This is a genomic window from Planktothrix sp. PLAVEN19ND, assembly GCF_057220675.1.
Window position 1 is genome coordinate 4,549,104 of sequence record NZ_CM170132.1, and the last position, 17,922, is coordinate 4,567,025.

The window sequence follows — 17,922 nt, forward strand, 5'->3', positions numbered from 1 at the left end:
AATGGGGAATGGGGAATGGGGAATGGGGAATAGAAAGAGTTTACCTCCCCTGCTCCCCCTGCCTCCCCTGCCTCCCCTGCCTCCCCTGCTCCCCCTGCCTCCCCTGCCTCCCCTGCCTCCCCTGCCTCCCCTGCCTCCCCTGCTCCCCCTGCTCCCCCTGCCTCCCCTGCTCCCCCTGCTCCCCCTGCCTCCCCTGCTCCCCCTGCTCCCCCTGCTCCCCCTGCTCCCCCTGCCTCCCCTGCCTCCCCTGCTCCCCCTGCCTCCCCTGCCTCCCCTGCCTCCCCCGCTCCCCCGCCTCTCTAATTAATGAGCGGAACCGTTACCATGGTAATCGTCGCTATTATAGAAGCCGTTTTTGGTTCCGAAGAACAGACAGCCCAGGGTAAAGAACACCGTTAATACGGTCAGGATTAATTTAATATCCATTTTTGGTAATCAACTCCACTCAATACGCTTTTGATTGTAGACCGTTCTGAGTTGGCAGGTGTATAGCAAATCCGTAGTGAGAGTTTTAATATTCTATCCCGGGGTTTGTTTAAATTCAGAATTTAGGTTTGATCAGTTACAATAAAACCCGAGGCTTTCTCATTGATTAATTGAATCTCATGCCGAGAAAAAATTTGTTTTTTAAAGTGATCTTAGTGGGATTGAGTTTAGGATTTATTCTGGATCTCACCGCTAAGTTCTGGGGAGAGTTTATTTGGTTTGAAGAAGTTAATTATTTGTCGGTTTTTCAAGGACGATTACTGATAGAAGTTGGGTTGGCTCTACTGGGTTTATTAATAACTGTGGCTTGGTTAATGGGGAATTTAGTGATAGCTCGACGCTATCGATATTTGTCTCAAGATTTACAAAATAAACCTCCCGATCATCTTTTTGATTTATCTCATCAGAATTTACCTCGATTTTCCTTGGGATTACCTTCGCTTCTAATGCTGGTGATGGGTTTCTCCCTGTTGCTGGGTTTGATTATTATTCATTATAGCCAGATTTTTATTAGTTATTGGCATTGGGATTCGAGTCAACCTCTATTTTCTAAACTTCCGGCTCAGTTTGAACCTCAAATTTTTGAGCAATGGATTAAAAATTTTAAAGACTACAGTTGGAAAATACCTGTTTTAGTAATTTTAGTAATTTCTATTCTCTGGAATTCTTTAATTGTTTTTAGTTTTATTGCTTTAATCTTTGGTTTTGGATTTAGCTTATTATTATCAAGTCATTGGGCAAATTTCTTGCAATATTTTCATCCTACTTCTTTTAACCAAGTCGAACCCTTATTAAATCGAGATATTAGCTTTTATATTTTTAGTCTTCCCATTGCCCACCTGTTAGAATTTTGGGTAATTGGATTGTTTTCAGTTAGTTTTATTACTTGTAGTTTAATATATTTACTATCTGGAAATAGTCTCAGTCAAGGACGATTCCCAAGTTTTTCCCAACCCCAGCAACGTCACCTGCACGGACTGGCGGGGCTTTTAATGTTTAGTTGTGCGATGCGGTATTGGTTAGCTCGTTATGAACTTTTATACTCCACCCAGGGGGTTGTATTTGGGGCAGATTTTACCGATATCAATGTATTAAAACCTGGTTATTTATTGTTATCTATAATTGCTCTATTTCTTTCTGTTTTTCTAATCTGGCAATCTCTTTTTTCGGTCAAAAAAGTCAGACCATATATTGATATTTTTTTAAGAAAAATAGGGGTACTATCTCTAATTAAAAACCGAAATTCACGCCGAGATAAATTATTCGCAGATAGCTATTCCCTTAGAGTAATATTTACTTGGTATTTAGGGCTGAGTCTTCTAGTGGTAAGTATTATTCCCAATTTGGTTCAACAGTTTATTGTTCAACCCAACGAATTAGAGCGAGAATTACCTTATATTAAACACAGTATTAAGTATACTCGCCAAGGCTTTAATTTAGATAAAATCAATGTTGAAACTTTTGATCCAAATGCTAAATTAAGTTATACCGATATTCAAAATAATAATTTAACCATCGATAATATTCGTCTTTGGGATAAACGACCGTTATTACAAACAAATCGTCAATTACAACAAATTCGTCTTTATTATGAATTTTCCGATGCTGATTATGATCGATATTCCATTTTACCCGATAAATTTTTAGGAAAGTTTAATACGGGTTTACAAAAACAACAGGTACTGATCGCCCCTCGGGAATTAAATTATGAATTAGTGCCGGAAAAAGCCAAGACTTGGGTTAATGAGCATTTGGTTTATACTCATGGTTATGGTTTTACCCTTTCTCCAGTCAATCGGGTGGCTGAGGGCGGTCTCCCTGAATTTTTTGTTAAAAATATTGGTGCTGATCCCCAATTAGATCCCGATACAACCTTAGAAGTTTCTCCTCGAATTAAAAATATTATTCCGATTGGTAAACCTCGACTTTATTACGGTTTATTGACTAATACGCAAATTATGACTTCTACTCAGGTCAAAGAACTGGATTTTCCCTTGGGCAATGAGAATGTTTATAATATCTATGATGGTGAGGGTGGAATTGTGATTGGAACGGGATGGAAACGGTTTTTATTTGCCTATTATTTAAAAAATTGGCAAATGCTATTTACCGATAACTTCACCCCCGAAACTAAGTTATTATTTCGGCGTAATATCTTAGAAAGGGTAAAGGCGATCGCTCCTTTTCTCCATTATGATAGTAACCCCTATCTTGTGGTTGCTGACTCTAATTTCCCATCCGTAGATCATAATTATTTATATTGGATGATTGATGCTTATACCACCAGTAATATGTACCCCTATTCCGATCCCGAAGGGGCGGGATTTAACTATATTAGAAATTCGGTTAAAGTAATTGTTGATGCTTATAACGGTAAGGTGAAGTTCTATTCATTAGAGGAAGATAAAGATCCCATCATATCCACACTAAAACAGGTTTTTCCTGATTTGTTTAATTCTATTGAAGAAATGCCTATTACCCTGCGTCAACATATTCGCTATCCCCTTGATTTATTTAGTGTTCAATCTCAACATTTACTCACTTATCACATGAGTGATCCGATTGTTTTTTATAATCGGGAAGACCTCTGGCGGGTTCCAGTAGAAATTTATGCGAGTAAACAACAACCCATGGAACCCTATTATTTAATCATGCGATTACCGACGGAAAAAACCGAGGAATTTATGCTGCTGCTGCCCTTTACTCCTGCTAGTCGGAATAACTTAGTCGCCTGGTTAGCGGCTCGCTCTGATCTCGAACATTATGGCAGTTTACTATTATATCGTTTCCCCAAACAACGCCTGATTTTTGGGCCGGAACAGGTAGAAGCTTTAATTAACCAAGAACCCGAAATTTCTGAGCAGATTTCCCTCTGGAGTCGTCAAGGTTCCCGGGTAATTCAAGGCAATTTATTAGTAATTCCCATTGAACAATCCCTACTTTATGTTGAACCTTTATATTTAGAGGCAGAGGAAAATAGTTTACCGACCTTAGTTAGAGTAATTGTTGCTAGTGAAAACCGAGTTGTGATGCGACCAACCTTAGAAGAAGCATTAAGAGACATCTTTCAAGTCCCACCAATTCAACCCTCTGCTCCCCTAAATTTATCCCAACCAAAAGCCAGTTAAATAAAGAGGGATTACCAATAAATCCCTTTGGCAATGGGCATTCTCCATCCAGTTCCAAAAGCGCGATCGCTAATTTTTAATCCCGGGGCGGCTTGACGGCGTTTAAATTCCGCAATCATTACTAATTTAATCACTTTCTGAACCACCAATTCTTGATGTCCTGCTTCCACAATTTCAGCTAAGGATTGATGTTTTTCAATTAAACGATATAAAATATCATCTAAAATTCCATAAGGGGGTAAAGAATCTTGATCGACTTGTCCGGGTTTGAGTTCTGCACTGGGTGGCTTTGTTAATATATGATCAGGAATGATTTCTTTGCCATGATATTGATTAAACCAAGAACACAAGGAATAAACCCTGGTTTTAGGCACATCGGCAATTACCGCTAATCCCCCATTCATATCCCCATATAAGGTACAATATCCTACCGCCATTTCTGATTTATTTCCTGTAGTTAATAGCAAATGTCCGAATTTATTAGAAACCGCCATTAATAGTGTGCCTCGGATGCGAGATTGCAGGTTTTCTTCTGCTAACCCAAAGGAGGTTCCTGCAAAGATCGGATCTAGGGTTTGATCAAAGGTTTTCATTAAATCCCCAATGGGTAAAGTTTGGGTTTGTATTCCTAAATTATTGGCTAATTCTAAGGCATCTTGAATCGAATGATCGGAACTATATGGAGAGGGCATTAACACCCCTAAAACCTTTTCTTTGCCTAATGCTTCCGTTGCGATCGCAGCGACTAAAGCCGAATCTATTCCGCCACTTAAACCTAAAATAACTTGAGAAAATCCACACTTATGCACATAATCTTTTACGCCTAAAACCAACGCTAACCAAATTTCTTGATCCTGACTTTCAATTAAGTTTATTTGCTGGTTTTGGTCAGAAACAGCAATTAAATCTTGTGTATTTGGGTCAAATTCTATAATTTCAAAATCCGTATCAAAAGGTTTTAAACTTAATATTTTATCACCATTTTTATTAAATGCAAAACTACAGCCATCAAAAATTAAATCATCATTTCCCCCCACTTGATTCGCATACAAAATGGGAATATTATACCGTTTTGCACTATGACTAATTAAAGATTGTCTGAACTTCTGTTTCCCCACTTGATAGGGAGAAGCTGATAAATTAACCCCTAAATTGATATTTTTTTCAGCTAATTCTGCTAAAGGATTACAAGCATAATTACGCTTACCCCAAAATGATTCATCATTCCATAAATCCTCACAAATTGTTACCCCAATTTTAATCCTTTCTCCAGAATTTTCTAAAATAAAAAAATCACTTTCTAACCCCGGTTCAAAATATCGATCTTCATCAAAAACATCATAGGTCGGTAATAATCGCTTTTGAAAATATTGTTTAATTTCACCCTGTTCTAATAAGGCTGCACTGTTATAAATCGGGTTTCCCCCATTTTTTTGATAGTCTAAATTGGGTTCAACTGTTCCTACTAATACCGCAATTCCTGGCGGTAAATCTCTTGCTAATTGCTCTAACTTTTCCGTTGCTGCTTGAATAAAACTGGGACGAATTAATAAATCTCTGGGAGGATATCCTGTTAAGGATAATTCTGTTGTTAATAACAAATCACATCCGGCGGCCAAGGCTTTTTCTGCTGCTTCTAATATCCGTTGGGCGTTTCCCGTTAAGTCTCCAACGGTGGGGTTAAGTTGAGCGATCGCAATTTTCATAGTCAAACTTGAGTATGATATTAATTAAGATGACTTTATTATTGCCAACCCACCCTTAAAAATTAGCGAGCAAGGACGCGCACAAGTGCACACTGCTTCTAACTATTGTATTTAAAACCTCTAAATTTTATAAATATTCTTCTTGGATAGAATTCGGTAACTTTTGTAAATCGGGGATTTCCACCAGTTCCTTCTCCTGTTCCTTGACACTAATTGGCACCCTCAAAGGTTGACGCTGTTCTAACCAACAACTGGCTAAAGGTAAGGTTTGATCCAAATCTTCCAAAGGTCGAGGAATGACCATTACAGCGTTTAACTCCCCAATCCGTTCGGCTTCAAACATTCCCGCCTCTATCGCCATCGCCACATCGGACACAGGGCCCCGAATAATCACCGTACACAACCCCGCCCCAATCCGTTCATAAGACATCAGGCTCACATCCGCCGCCTTCAACATGGCATCCGCCGCTCCCACCATCGCCGGAAATCCCCTAGTTTCAAGTAACCCCACCGCCTGATTACTTAAACGATGACCCGCCCCATTGGTTAGATTGGATAACCGCGAACTAATCGGAAGCACCAGTTCTAAATTTGGAAAGGGTCGAGGAATTACTAAGCTAGAAATAAATTGACCAAACTGTTTAGCCGTTTGCTCCCCTGTTTCCACAGCCAAACGCACCTCAGAAATTTTTCCCCGCACAATTGCCGTGCAGTGTCCCCCCCCAATTTTTTCATAGCCCACTAAATGAACCCCGGCGGACTTCAACATCATATCCGCCGTTCCCACAATCGCCGGGAAGCTCTGGGTGGAAACTAAACCCAAAGCCATATCTCTAAAATCGGTCTGGTTTGACCGTTCAGAATGGCCGGAATTCCGTCTGTTTGCGTCCATTTTTAATTATTCCGATAGATGGGAATTATTGAAGGCTTTGCGATGGGGAAGCAAGGTATCTAATAACTGACTCAGATGTTCTTTTCCATAGATTACCGGAGGAAGGGGCCCAGATGACAGTTCCGAGGATACTGGAGACTGGGGAACCAGAGCCGTTTCCTCCGATTTTTCTGGGTTAGAGGGGACAACCGTTTCCGGTTCAGCCGGAGTGGGCGGAATATCGGACGGTTGAGCCGGGATTTCCTCCAATACCGGGGTAATCTCTGGTTCAGAGGTAGGGGATACCCAGTCTAAAACTGGAGCAGGCTCCTCAAACCAGGGAGACATGATCGCGGGTTCTGGAGTCAATTCCGGTGGCGGAGATACCTGTTGGGGTTCTAATACACGAGAGTGATCCCCAATTAGAGATCTCGCGGCAACAACTTGTTGAGGTGCAATAGAACTCTGCAAGATCGTTGTTTCTGAACCAATACAGGCGTTTTCCCCCAGGGTTCCTGCCCCTAGAATCAACACCCCCGAACCCAAGACCACACCTGTCTCTATCTCTAGGATACCTTGGTAAACCTGAATAATCACCCCCCGCCCGATACAAACTCCCGCAGCGATCCGAAGCTGACCATCGGCTGCCGCTTGTAGGATCACCCCGGGTGCTAGGGTAGCCCCGGGATCAATTGTGACATCGCCACTCACATAAACATCTAGGTTTAGGAGTTGCGGTGGCGATATTTTCATCGAAAAACTGGGTTTGAAACCCCGTCCTTTAGCGAAGTGAAGGACGGCTTTACACAATCTTCTAAGTAACAATCAACCCGTTGGAACGGCGAATTAACTGTACTTTACTAGAAGCAATCTGCCCTAACCGTTTCCAATTAGCATCGCTGACAGATACTTGTCTTTCGGTGTCTCCTGACACATAACCAACACCCTTGGGACATTTCACTAAGTCCCCCTTGCGAAATCCATGACGAGTTGTAGAACCTCCATACTTACGACGCACTCCGCCTTTTGCCGGGAGCATTAAGTGAAGTTGACGACGAGAAAAAGGCGGTCGGCGAATCACTCGGAATTGGGTAGTGGTAATCACAACATCACCAAACCAATTAGCACCATCAGTTTTGGCTGTATGATATGGGCGATACTCAACAAAAGCTGTCGCTGCAATCGCTACACCATCAACTGCATGAGTGTTGAACTTAGCCTTAGATTTGTCTGTTTTGTTCTTGGTTAGCCCTAAGTATTTACGAGTTGATGCGGTTTGATAACCTTCAATCTTAACTACAGGTGCTAACTTTTCTAGTTGGCTTAACATCCATTTTTGTCCAACCATAACAGGTGAAAAACCTTTACCAGATTTCGCTTGTTTACGTCCACTGGTTAAGTCAACATCGGCTTTGATATACTCGGATCTAATTTCTGCAACTGGGTAAATTTTGCATAATTCGGAAACTATTCTCAATTCTAATTGGCGATTAGCGCGAATTGAGGGAGCAAGTTTACCTTGGCGACGATTATTAAAGCGTTTTTGGCGATGGTTGCGTTTTGAGAACTCAACATTGCGGTTGATTCTTCTTCCTCTACGACTTCGGCGCATTAATCGTCTTACATCCATGCGTTCACGGACTGTCTGAAAAGGTAAAATTAGATGAGCCGTATAAAGTGTAAATTTAGCTGACTGAACACCAATCCCAGAGAATTTCTTGCCAGGATCAATCCCAATCACAATATTTTGGGTTGTGTACCCACTGGGCTCAACTGTTAGTTGAACATAAAATTGCCCACCATCTGACCAGTGCTTAACTGCTTTTCCCGACTCAATCCACTTCCTCGCTCTTGCTGGTGTGGTTGGCATCAACGGCTTGTTGTTTTGATCAATTACTGGGATTCGCATTTTGGTATAACCCAATTTCTTGTTTTAGTCTCTTTGCTCAACTCAATTAAGATGTCTTGGCTTTACCCAACACCTGAACCAATCAGGTTTAGATTTTGTCCGAACTAGAGAAGTATTCGGAAGTCTGTACCCAATTGAGTCTCAATCAGCTATTCACTTCTTGCGTTGCCTAAATTGGTTTAAGCAATCCCCGCACTTTTAGGGCGGGGTTAGTGAACTTTACTCGAACCTCTAGCGTTGCAACAGGAAACTTGATGTTAGGGACGTTGGATAATTTCCTCCAGTACCCGACGCTTGGCTTTGGAGTCAATCCCGATTAATCGGACATATTCCCCACGATGTTCGTTCAAGCAACCGTCTAAAGCTGCCATCACCTCGGAGATATTGTTAGATTGAATCGGAGCACAACTGTTCCAAGATCCGGTACGGAAGCGACGAGCATCCGCGTGTTCTGTGCCAACTTTGTAGCCTTTGGCTAACAGACCGCGAACGTGATCCGCAACGCTATTATCTAGTTTGCCACTGCTGACGGTTGCTGTACTAGGACTACTGGTGGAAGCCGGAGCCGAAGCCGTTGGCGCTACTTTGCCATCGGGACGCTGAATAATTTCTTCCAGGACACGGCGTTTGTTTTTGGGATCAATTCCAATTAAACGCACATATTCCCCCTGATGCTCACTGGCGATCGCATCTAATTTAGAAAGAATGTCTGCTACTCCTGAGCCGGAGAGACTGGGGCCACTGCGCCAAGATCCGGTACGGAAGCGACGGGTATCTGCATATTCCGTCCCAATTTTGTAGCCTTTGGCTAACAGATCGCCAATTTGTCCCCCGAGACTGGAACTGGCAACACTGGCCGAGCCCCCAGGAGCCGAGCTAGAGACGCTGACTTGAGCACTGCCAGATTTTGCAGCCACGCTGCCGTCGGGGCGCTGAATAATTTCTTCTAGGACACGGCGTTTGTTTTTGGGATCAATTCCAATTAAACGCACATATTCCCCCTGATGCTCACTGGCGATCGCATCTAATTTAGAAAGAATGTCTGCTACTCCTGATCCCGAGAGACTAGGGCCACTGCGCCAAGATCCGGTACGGAAGCGACGGGTATCTGCATATTCCGTCCCAATTTTGTAGCCTTTGGCTAACAGATCGCCAATTTGTCCCCCGAGACTGGAACTGGCAACACTGGCCGAACCTCCAGGAGCCGCCACGGAAGCACTGCCTTTTCCATTACTGGATTTGGGTGCTACGCCGCCGTCAGGACGTTGAATAATTTCTTCTAAGACACGACGTTTGGCTTTAGCATCAATGCCCAACAGACGGACATATTCTCCGCCATGATCTCTGAGGCAAGCTTCTAAGGCTGCAACGACTTCCCCTGTGGTTCTAGCATTGATCGGAGCACCACTACGCCAAGATCCGGTGCGGAAGCGACGGGTATCGGCGTGTTCGGTGCCAATTTTGTAACCCTTGGCTAACAGATCCCCGATTTGCTGTACGATTTCAGCCGCTAAATTGGAACTTCCGGTATAGGCATAGGAGCGATCGCGACCACTACCATTCCCGACTCCCCCCGATTCATTCCGAATCGGGTTAATACAAGAGGAGTTTTCAGAACACTGATAACCCGCTTTTAGGGATTGGTTGACCCCGATGACGTGGGTAGCAAAGCTTAGATCGGCATCCGTGACGTTAGGTAAGCGATCTGCTTGTTGTTGGTTAGTGATAATTGAACCGGAGGGAACATATTTTCCCGGGGGAATTTCCACGTCTTCGATTAAAACGTGCATCATCACAATGCAACCATTTCCGACTCTGGAATTGAATACCGTAGAACGGAATCCGATAAAACAATTATCTCCCACATAGGCTGGGCCATGAATTAAGGCCATGTGGGTAATGGAGGAATTCTTACCTACCCATACGGAGTAGGATTGACCATCATCCCCTTTAACGCGACCTTCTTCTAAGCCGTGAATCACCACACCGTCTTGGATATTACTATTTTCCCCGATGGCAAAGGGTGCTCCTTCATCGGCTCGAATAGAAGTACCCGGGGCGACTAATACATGAGCACCAATCCGAACGTCACCAATAATATTAGAAAAAGAATGTACATAAGCCGTTGGGTCGATTTTCGGCTCTGCCAAGTTCTTCGACCAAGGGGTTGGAGGAGCCGCTAGGCCACGAACTGCCATATTTTAATTTCTCCTAACCGAATAGTTGTTTGTTGTTTGTTTTCAGTTGTTCGTTATTGCACTGGAGCAAAAGGGATGATTAAGAAGTTGATCCCGTTAAACATTAAGAAGTTCTGAAGTTTTTAATTTCGGGTGCGGAATTTCAACTTTTTTTCAAAATTTGATTTATCCTATAAATAACACCTTTCCTAACTTTTTCCCTCTTAAAAATTTAAAGTCTTTCGCTTCTCAATAACTCCCACTTTTTTCCTGTTAATAATGATCTTTTTTGCTGTAAATCGTTCGATTTTCCACATTAATGGTGTCGATGATTGCAACAACCGCCGCATCACTGGGTCGTTTTTCACTCCCTTCAACATGGCGAGCCGCACTGCCTCGACTCACGAGTACCCATTCACCGATTCCGGCTCCCACCACATCAATCGCCACCTCATACTCGTTGGAGAGATCCTCTCCATGTTCATCAACAAATCGTAAAAGTAGAAACTTGGAACCCCTTAAACTAGGTTCTTTCTGATTGCCCACAACCGTGCCAATCACTTTGGCAATTTGCATAATGAGTCTGAGGAAGAATAAATGGGAATTTGGAGCGATTCATCACAGGATTTAGGGTCAATTTACCGATTTTTAAAATCCTCTGGACATTAGGGACGGTTTAAAGGACGAATCCCACTGAGGCTTTCGCGGAATTGTTCCACTGCTTCGGTATAGCGGATGGGTAAAACATATTCTAAGTTTTCGTGGGGACGAGCGATAATATGAGTGGATAACACTTCTCCACCCTTAACTCGTTTAATCGATTCTACCCCGGCGGATACGGATGCTTGCACTTCGGAGACATCCCCGCGCACAATCACGGTGACCCGGGCGCTGCCAATTTTTTCGTAACCCACTAAGGTGACACGGGCGGCTTTTACCATTGAGTCCGCCGCTTCCACAACGGCAGGAAAGCCTAAGGTCTCGATCATGCCAACTGCAATCGCCATTAAATTTGACTCCTAAAATCAATCAAAACAGTTAGGAAATAATACAGAATTTCTCCATAAAATGGGGATAATTCTGATTTCAATTGAAATTGACCTGGGGTTGTGAAATTACTTTTTAGAACTTCTACGCGAGTCAATTCAACGTTGGATTTTTTGAGTCCCTAGTAAGAACGGAACTGCTCGACTGCATCGGTATAGCGAATCGGCAGAACATATTCTAGGTTCTCATGGGGACGAGCAATAATGTGGGTGGAAGTCACCTGACCGCCATTCACTCGTTTGATGGATTCGACTCCGGCTGCTACGGAGGCTTGCACTTCGGAGACATCCCCACGCACAATCACGGTGACTCGGCCACTGCCAATTTTCTCATATCCCACCAAGGTAACCCGGGCGGCCTTTACCATGGCGTCTGCTGCTTCTACAACAGCAGGAAAGCCTAAAGTTTCAATCATTCCCACAGCAATTGACATGGTTTAACTCCTAATTGGTGAACAAAACAAACTACACTGTATTTTTAAGCAATAAGCGACTTTCCAACAGATTTAACCGTCGGATTTCGGGCTACACTCAGATGTTGCAGTTCCCCTTTAAGTCTAATTTTAGGGCTTATTGATCCCTAGATTTGGCAATAGTTATATTTTCCTATTGCTTACTTTCCGACCCTTGAGGATGGAAACCGAGATCAGCAGATTACCTACAATTTCAATTTACAGAAATAGTAACGAACCTCCCTCTCTAAGAATAGGAGAAGGGTGACACTCTTGACAATATTAATCTGGATTATATTTTCTCATTTTTAATATTATTTTTGTTGATAATGAATTTTGATTAAGTTTTGTTAAGTTTTTAAGAATTATAGCCGTGCCAATAAAACCATAGCTCTAATTAAAAGATTTTTTACCCTTATAGCTCTACAAGCTAGTATAATAGCCCGCCAATTCCGGCTACAAGTCAACCCAAAGACCTATGAATCCAAAATCTTGGTATAGTAAGCTGAGAATTCCTAAGAATTTTCTAATTTTAAGTTAAATGACAGATTTTCTCCTCCACACCAGTTGGTGGATACCTTTTTATGGCTTAATTGGGGCAATCTTGACCTTGCCTTGGTCAATGGGATTGGTGCGACGCACCGGGCCCAGACCCGCCGCCTACTTTAATTTGTTAATGACGGTTTTAGCCCTTGTCCATGGTTCGGTGATTTTCCGCACTACCTGGGATGAACCCATTCAGCAAATCCTTTTCCATTGGGTACACACCAACAATTTAGACCTATCCTTTGCCCTGGAAATCTCCCCTGTGAGTTTGGGGTCAATGGAACTGATTACGGCCTTGAGTTTAGTAGCTCAATGCTACGCCCTGGGATACATGGAAAAGGACTGGGCTCTGGCTCGGTTTTTTGGCCTGATGGGATTCTTTGAAGCCGCCATCAGTGGGTTGGCTCTAAGTGATTCCCTATTATTGAGTTATATTCTCCTAGAATTATTAACCCTCTCTACCTATCTGCTGGTGGGCTTCTGGTATGCCCAACCCCTGGTAGTGACGGCGGCTCGGGATGCGTTTTTAACCAAACGGGTCGGAGATGTCTTGTTGTTGATGGGGGTGGTGTATCTCTCCACCCTGGCCGGAAGTTTGAGCTTTTCCGATTTGGAAGGATGGGCAGAAACCGCCACCTTAATGCCCCTCCAGGCGACCTTACTGGGTTTGGCCCTAATTGCTGGCCCGATTGGAAAATGTGCTCAATTTCCCTTAAATCTCTGGTTAGATGAGGCGATGGAAGGCCCTAACCCAGCCTCGATTCTGCGAAATTCGGTGGTGGTGGCCAGTGGAGCCTATGTCTTAATTAAACTGCAACCGGTTTTGGCCCTATCCCCGATTGCTTCCACAACCTTAGTGGTTTTAGGGACAATTACCGCCATTGGTGCTTCTCTGGTTTCTATTGCTCAAATTGATCTCAAACGGGCTTTATCCCATTCCACCAGTGCCTATTTAGGGTTGGTGTTTATTGCGGTAGGAGAAAGTCATGTTGATATTGCCCTACTATTGCTGTTCACCCATGCGATCGCCAAAGCCTTAATTTTCATGAGTGCGGGTTCGGTAATTCTAACCACCAATACTCAAGATTTAACCGAGATGGGGGGGTTATGGTCAAAAATGCCCGCCACAACCATCGCTTTTATTGTGGGTGCAGGGGGTTTAGTGGCGTTAATGCCCTTGGGAACCTTTTGGACGATGCGCCGTTGGGTCGATGGATTTTGGACAATTCCTCTGTGGTTAATTTTGGTCTTGCTGCTGGTTAATTGTTTAACGGCTTTAAGTTTAACCCGGGTTTTCGGATTGGTTTTTGCTGGAAAACCCCAACAAAAAACCCGGCGAGCACCAGAAGTTCCATGGCCGATGGCTTTACCGATGGTTGCCATGATTATTTTGACTTTATTAGTGCCAATAATGTTACAACAATGGCAATTATTGCTCAGTTGGACTGCGCCTTTGGTGGAAGTTCCCGCTACTGGGTTGGCTGAGATTTTGCGTCAAGCTACGGTGCCTTTACTGGTGATTTCGGGTTTAGTTGGAGTGGCAATTGGAGGCGGGATTTATTTATTTGGAATGGGTTCTAAGCCTTACAAATTACCCTGGAAAGGATTGCAAGATTTATTCGCTTACGATTTTTATATTGATCGAATTTACGATCTAACGGTGGTTTTGTTTGTGAATCGAATTTCTGCTTTTAGTGCTTGGATTGATCGCTATATTATCGATGGCATTGTTAATGTTTTTGGTTTAGCCACTTTATTTAGTGGAGAAGGCTTAAAATACAGTATTTCTGGACAGTCCCAATTTTATCTCCTGACGATTGCTTTGGGGGTGGGGGTGCTGGTGGGATTAATGTTGTGGCAATTTTAATCACGGATTTAGACGGATTGAAGGATGACACGGATTATCGGAGTTATCAGTAATTACTGATAACTGATTACTGATTACTGATTACTGATTACTCATGACTGCTTTATGCTTAGTGTATTAATTTGGCTTCCTTTATTTGGTGCGGCTATTATTGCCTTTTGGCCGAATTTATCGGGTAAAACGGCTCGTCAATTGTCCTTGGTCATCACGGTTGGATTATTTTTATGGTCATTGGTTTTAGCAGGATTATTTGATCCAGGGAATCCTTCCTTACAATTTAAAGAATTTATTCCTTGGATTAAACCCTTGGGGTTAAATTATACTTTAGGGGTTGATGGTTTATCCTTACCTTTAGTGATTTTAAATGGGTTATTAATTACCATTGCGATCGCTATTACGGATTTATTTATCAGTCGTCATCAACTCTATTACGCCTCAATATTATTGATTTCGGCAGGAATTTCAGGAACATTTTTATCCCAAAATTTATTATTGTTTCTGCTATTTTATGAAGTTGAACTCATCCCTTTATATCTGTTAATTGCGATTTGGGGAGGTAAACGCAAAGGCTATGCAGCCACTAAATTTCTCCTGTATACAGCCGTTTCGGGATTTCTCATTTTAGCTTCTTTTTTAGGCATTGTTTGGCTGACCCATACCCTAGATTTTGATTTAGATACTATTAGTGCTACGGCGTTAGGAGTCTCATCTTTACCCCTAAACACCCAATTAATTTTATTAGGCGGTCTGTTAATTGGATTTGGAATTAAAATTCCCCTGTTTCCCTTCCATACCTGGCTACCGGATGCCCACGTTGAAGCCTCAACTCCCGTTTCTGTGCTGTTGGCTGGGGTATTATTAAAGTTAGGAACCTATGGGTTATTACGGTTTGGAGTCGGCCTATTTCCTGATGCTTGGTCAGTAATTGCTCCCTGGGTGGCCAGTTGGGCGGTAGTTAGTGTTTTATATGGAGCTTTTTGTGCCATTTCTCAGAAAGATATGAAGAAAATGGTCGCCTATAGTTCTATTGCTCACATGGGCTATATTTTATTAGCCTTTGCTGCTGCTAACTCCACCAGTTTATTAGGGGCTGTGATGCAAATGGTGAGTCATGGTTTAATCTCGGGATTAATGTTTTTAACCGTTGGCGTTGTATACCGAAAAGCGGGGAGTCGAGATTTAGATATTATTCAAGGGTTACTTAACCCAGAACGCGGTTTACCCCTAATTGGAACTATTATGATTATGGCGGTAATGGCGAGTGCGGGTATACCTGGTTTAGTGGGATTTGTGGCAGAATTTATCATCTTTCGGGGCAGTATGGAAGTCTTCCCCGTACAAACTTTATTGTGCATGATTGGAACCGGATTAACTTCGGTTTATTTCCTGATTATGATTAATAAAGCTTTCTTTGGTCGCCTTTCGGAATATGTGGTGAATTTGCCTTCTGTACAATGGAGCGATCGGATTCCGGCAATAATTTTAGCCTTAATTATTGTGATTTTAGGAATTCAGCCTAACTTACTGGTGAGATTAAGTGATGCTTCTACAACGGCTTTAGCCCATACTCAACCCTTATTTGCTCACCATCTCGCAGAAAAAGTTTAATTTTTTGATAGAGTGGGTTTAAATAATTGAGCAGAAAATCAAACCCACTTTATCACTTTTCCAAAGATAAATTTTAATTAAACCTTTAAACAAAATGAAACTTACGGATTTTACCCCCATGTCTAAACATCCTTTATCTGAATATATTCATCGCCTGGAGTCCGGTGAAGCTCTGTTGCCGAATTATCCCGAAAATTTGGTGGAAGTTGTGGGCATCTTGAAAAGTTATGGTGTTGTTCTGGATGCCTATTCTAATAATTTAATTTATATTGCAGATGAACAGTTTTTAGAATTATTCCCCTTTTTCAAGTATTTTAATGGAGAAGTCAATATCAAAAAATTATTTCAATATTTGTGGCATGATCGGATTAATTTTGAATATGCCGAATATTGTATGAAAACCATGTTTTGGCATGGGGGAGGCAAATTAGATGAATATTTAGATTCTTCTGAATTTCTCAAGTTAGCAGAAACTGCGATTCAAGCTAAAACTAAGGGAAATTTGATGATTCAAACTCTCCATCGTTTTTTCCCGGAATTTCTACCCGAACAAATCCGACAACTGGCTTATTATAGTGGATTAGGTCAATTTTGGCGGGTGATGAGTGATATGTTTATTTCCCTTTCTGACCGTTATGATCAAGGAGAAATTAAATCTATTCCTGAAGTAGTCAATCATATTTTATTAGCCCTAGTAGAAGCTGCTAATAAACCCATTACTTATAGCGTCAAAATCAATAATCAAGTTTATGATATCCTGCCAAAATCTGCCGGATTAACTTTTTTAATGGATACCGCAGTTCCCTATGTTGAAGCTGTGTTCTTTAGGGGAACTCCTTTTCCTGGAACGGTTTCTTATAATGCTCAAGCCCATCAAATTCCCACAGAGCAAAAAGACTTTGCCTATGGTGCATTATACGCCGATCCTTTACCGATTGGTGGGTCGGGTATTCCCCCAACTCAATTAATGCAGGATATGCGTCATTTTCTTCCTGATTATTTACATAATATCTATCAAAATAGTTGTCGCGGAGAAGATGATTTACGGGTGCAAATTTGTCAGAGTTTTCAAAAGTCAATGTTCTGTGTCACCACGGCGGCAATTGTGGGATTAGCCCCCCATTCTATTAATACTAATGATCCTGAACAAAAACAAGCTAATCGGATCTATTTTGAGAATTGGATGGATCGATTTTTAAACTCCCGTTTAGGGGAAGTTAATCAACCTACATTCAGGGAATGTAAGCTATTTCCTGAACGTTAAAAGACACTTTAAACTAGAAACCAGGTTTATTTGAGAAATCCGGTTTTTGAGAAGTTGTGATCGCGCCAAAAACGAGCGGAAAACAGATAATCCCTCTTTTATCACTATAGTAAGGGCAAAAAGATAGTAATAGTAAAAAGAAGAATCTGTCGAGGGAAGCTCATCCTAAACGCGGCCAAATCGTTCAATCGGCCAAAAACGAAATACGGCGCGACCAATAATATTTTCCTTGGGAAGAAAACCCCAAACATGGGAATCATTACTATCATTGCGATTATCTCCCATAACAAAATAGGAATTCTCAGGAACTTTTACTGGGGGTAATTGATAATGAGGTTCCTCAGCAATATAACGCTCAAATTGGGGCTGATTGTCAATATAAACCCGACCATTTTTAACTTCAATGGTTTGACCTGGCTGACCAATAATTCGCTTAATAAAGGCTTGATCTGCCGCATAGCCAATCTCTTGTAATTGGGGAGGAGGAGCAAAAACAATAATATCGCCAAATTGGGGAGAATCTAAATAATAGGATACCTTTTCTATGACTAAGCGATCGTTTATTTCTAAAGTCGGGAACATGGAATCTGAGGGAATAAATCGAGGTTCAGCAACAAAAGTTCTAATTAATAATGATAATCCCAGGGCGATCGCTAAAATTACAATATTCTCTCGGATTTGATCCCAAATACTTTTTTTAGGGATTGCAGGTTGGGGCTTTTGAGTTACTTGTTTTTCTTCGGATTTCATTGTTTTTTTCCCTAATATTATTATCTATAAAAATAAATTGAGAATTAAGAATCGCAATTAAGCTATGATTCTTAATTCTCAATCATTAACCCTGGAAATTGAAGGGATAAAT

Annotated in this window: 13 protein-coding genes; 4 read left to right on the forward strand and 9 right to left on the reverse strand. The window is 41.9% G+C overall.

Features of this window, described 5'->3' with window-relative positions; translation table 11 throughout:
* Nucleotides 1-605: 605 nt before the first annotated feature.
* Nucleotides 606-3,614: a UPF0182 family protein gene (locus AC2D3N_RS19350; protein ID WP_484691851.1), complete on the forward strand. Its 3,009-nt coding sequence runs from the start codon at nucleotides 606-608 to the stop codon at nucleotides 3,612-3,614.
* An 11-nt stretch (nucleotides 3,615-3,625) separates the two neighbouring features.
* Here the strand turns inward: AC2D3N_RS19350 and AC2D3N_RS19355 are convergent, their stop codons facing one another.
* From AC2D3N_RS19355 to AC2D3N_RS19390, 8 genes are all read right to left on the reverse strand, one after another.
* The gene (locus tag AC2D3N_RS19355; RefSeq protein WP_484691852.1) at nucleotides 3,626-5,320 is read right to left on the reverse strand and encodes an NAD+ synthase; all 1,695 of its coding nucleotides are present in this window, start codon (nucleotides 5,318-5,320) and stop codon (nucleotides 3,626-3,628) included.
* Nucleotides 5,321-5,447: 127 nt separating this feature from the next.
* On the reverse strand, nucleotides 5,448-6,212 hold the full coding sequence (gene ccmO / locus AC2D3N_RS19360; protein ID WP_484691853.1) for a beta-carboxysome assembly protein CcmO: 765 nt from the start codon (nucleotides 6,210-6,212) through the stop codon (nucleotides 5,448-5,450).
* A 6-nt stretch (nucleotides 6,213-6,218) separates the two neighbouring features.
* Nucleotides 6,219-6,944: a beta-carboxysome scaffolding protein CcmN gene (gene ccmN / locus AC2D3N_RS19365; protein ID WP_144017833.1), complete on the reverse strand. Its 726-nt coding sequence runs from the start codon at nucleotides 6,942-6,944 to the stop codon at nucleotides 6,219-6,221.
* Nucleotides 6,945-7,005: 61 nt separating this feature from the next.
* Nucleotides 7,006-8,100: an RRXRR domain-containing protein gene (locus tag AC2D3N_RS19370; RefSeq protein WP_484691854.1), complete on the reverse strand. Its 1,095-nt coding sequence runs from the start codon at nucleotides 8,098-8,100 to the stop codon at nucleotides 7,006-7,008.
* A 257-nt stretch (nucleotides 8,101-8,357) separates the two neighbouring features.
* A complete protein-coding gene (gene ccmM / locus AC2D3N_RS19375; protein WP_484691855.1) occupies nucleotides 8,358-10,298 on the reverse strand; it encodes a beta-carboxysome scaffolding protein CcmM in 1,941 nt (646 codons plus the stop codon).
* A gap of 252 nt (nucleotides 10,299-10,550) precedes the next feature.
* The gene (ccmL, locus tag AC2D3N_RS19380; RefSeq protein ID WP_079680573.1) at nucleotides 10,551-10,853 is read right to left on the reverse strand and encodes a beta-carboxysome shell vertex protein CcmL; all 303 of its coding nucleotides are present in this window, start codon (nucleotides 10,851-10,853) and stop codon (nucleotides 10,551-10,553) included.
* Nucleotides 10,854-10,942: 89 nt separating this feature from the next.
* Nucleotides 10,943-11,284 carry a carbon dioxide-concentrating mechanism protein CcmK gene (locus AC2D3N_RS19385; protein WP_026789214.1) on the reverse strand — a complete coding sequence of 114 codons (342 nt, stop codon included), beginning with the start codon at nucleotides 11,282-11,284 and terminating at the stop codon, nucleotides 10,943-10,945.
* A gap of 161 nt (nucleotides 11,285-11,445) precedes the next feature.
* Nucleotides 11,446-11,757 carry a carbon dioxide-concentrating mechanism protein CcmK gene (locus AC2D3N_RS19390; protein ID WP_079680574.1) on the reverse strand — a complete coding sequence of 104 codons (312 nt, stop codon included), beginning with the start codon at nucleotides 11,755-11,757 and terminating at the stop codon, nucleotides 11,446-11,448.
* Between the two features lie 559 nt (nucleotides 11,758-12,316).
* Here AC2D3N_RS19390 and AC2D3N_RS19395 point away from each other — a divergent pair.
* The 3 genes from AC2D3N_RS19395 (at nucleotide 12,317) to AC2D3N_RS19405 (ending at nucleotide 17,060) form a co-directional block, all read left to right on the forward strand.
* Nucleotides 12,317-14,188: an NAD(P)H-quinone oxidoreductase subunit F gene (locus AC2D3N_RS19395; protein WP_484691856.1), complete on the forward strand. Its 1,872-nt coding sequence runs from the start codon at nucleotides 12,317-12,319 to the stop codon at nucleotides 14,186-14,188.
* A 105-nt stretch (nucleotides 14,189-14,293) separates the two neighbouring features.
* Nucleotides 14,294-15,796, forward strand: a complete 1,503-nt coding sequence (locus AC2D3N_RS19400) for an NADH-quinone oxidoreductase subunit M (protein WP_079680576.1) — start codon at nucleotides 14,294-14,296, stop codon at nucleotides 15,794-15,796.
* Between the two features lie 94 nt (nucleotides 15,797-15,890).
* The gene (locus AC2D3N_RS19405; RefSeq protein WP_079680577.1) at nucleotides 15,891-17,060 is read left to right on the forward strand and encodes a CO2 hydration protein; all 1,170 of its coding nucleotides are present in this window, start codon (nucleotides 15,891-15,893) and stop codon (nucleotides 17,058-17,060) included.
* A 165-nt stretch (nucleotides 17,061-17,225) separates the two neighbouring features.
* Here the strand turns inward: AC2D3N_RS19405 and lepB are convergent, their stop codons facing one another.
* Entirely contained in the window at nucleotides 17,226-17,810 is a 585-nt protein-coding gene (gene lepB / locus AC2D3N_RS19410) for a signal peptidase I (protein WP_079680578.1), read from the reverse strand.
* Between the last annotated feature and the right edge of the window lie 112 nt (nucleotides 17,811-17,922).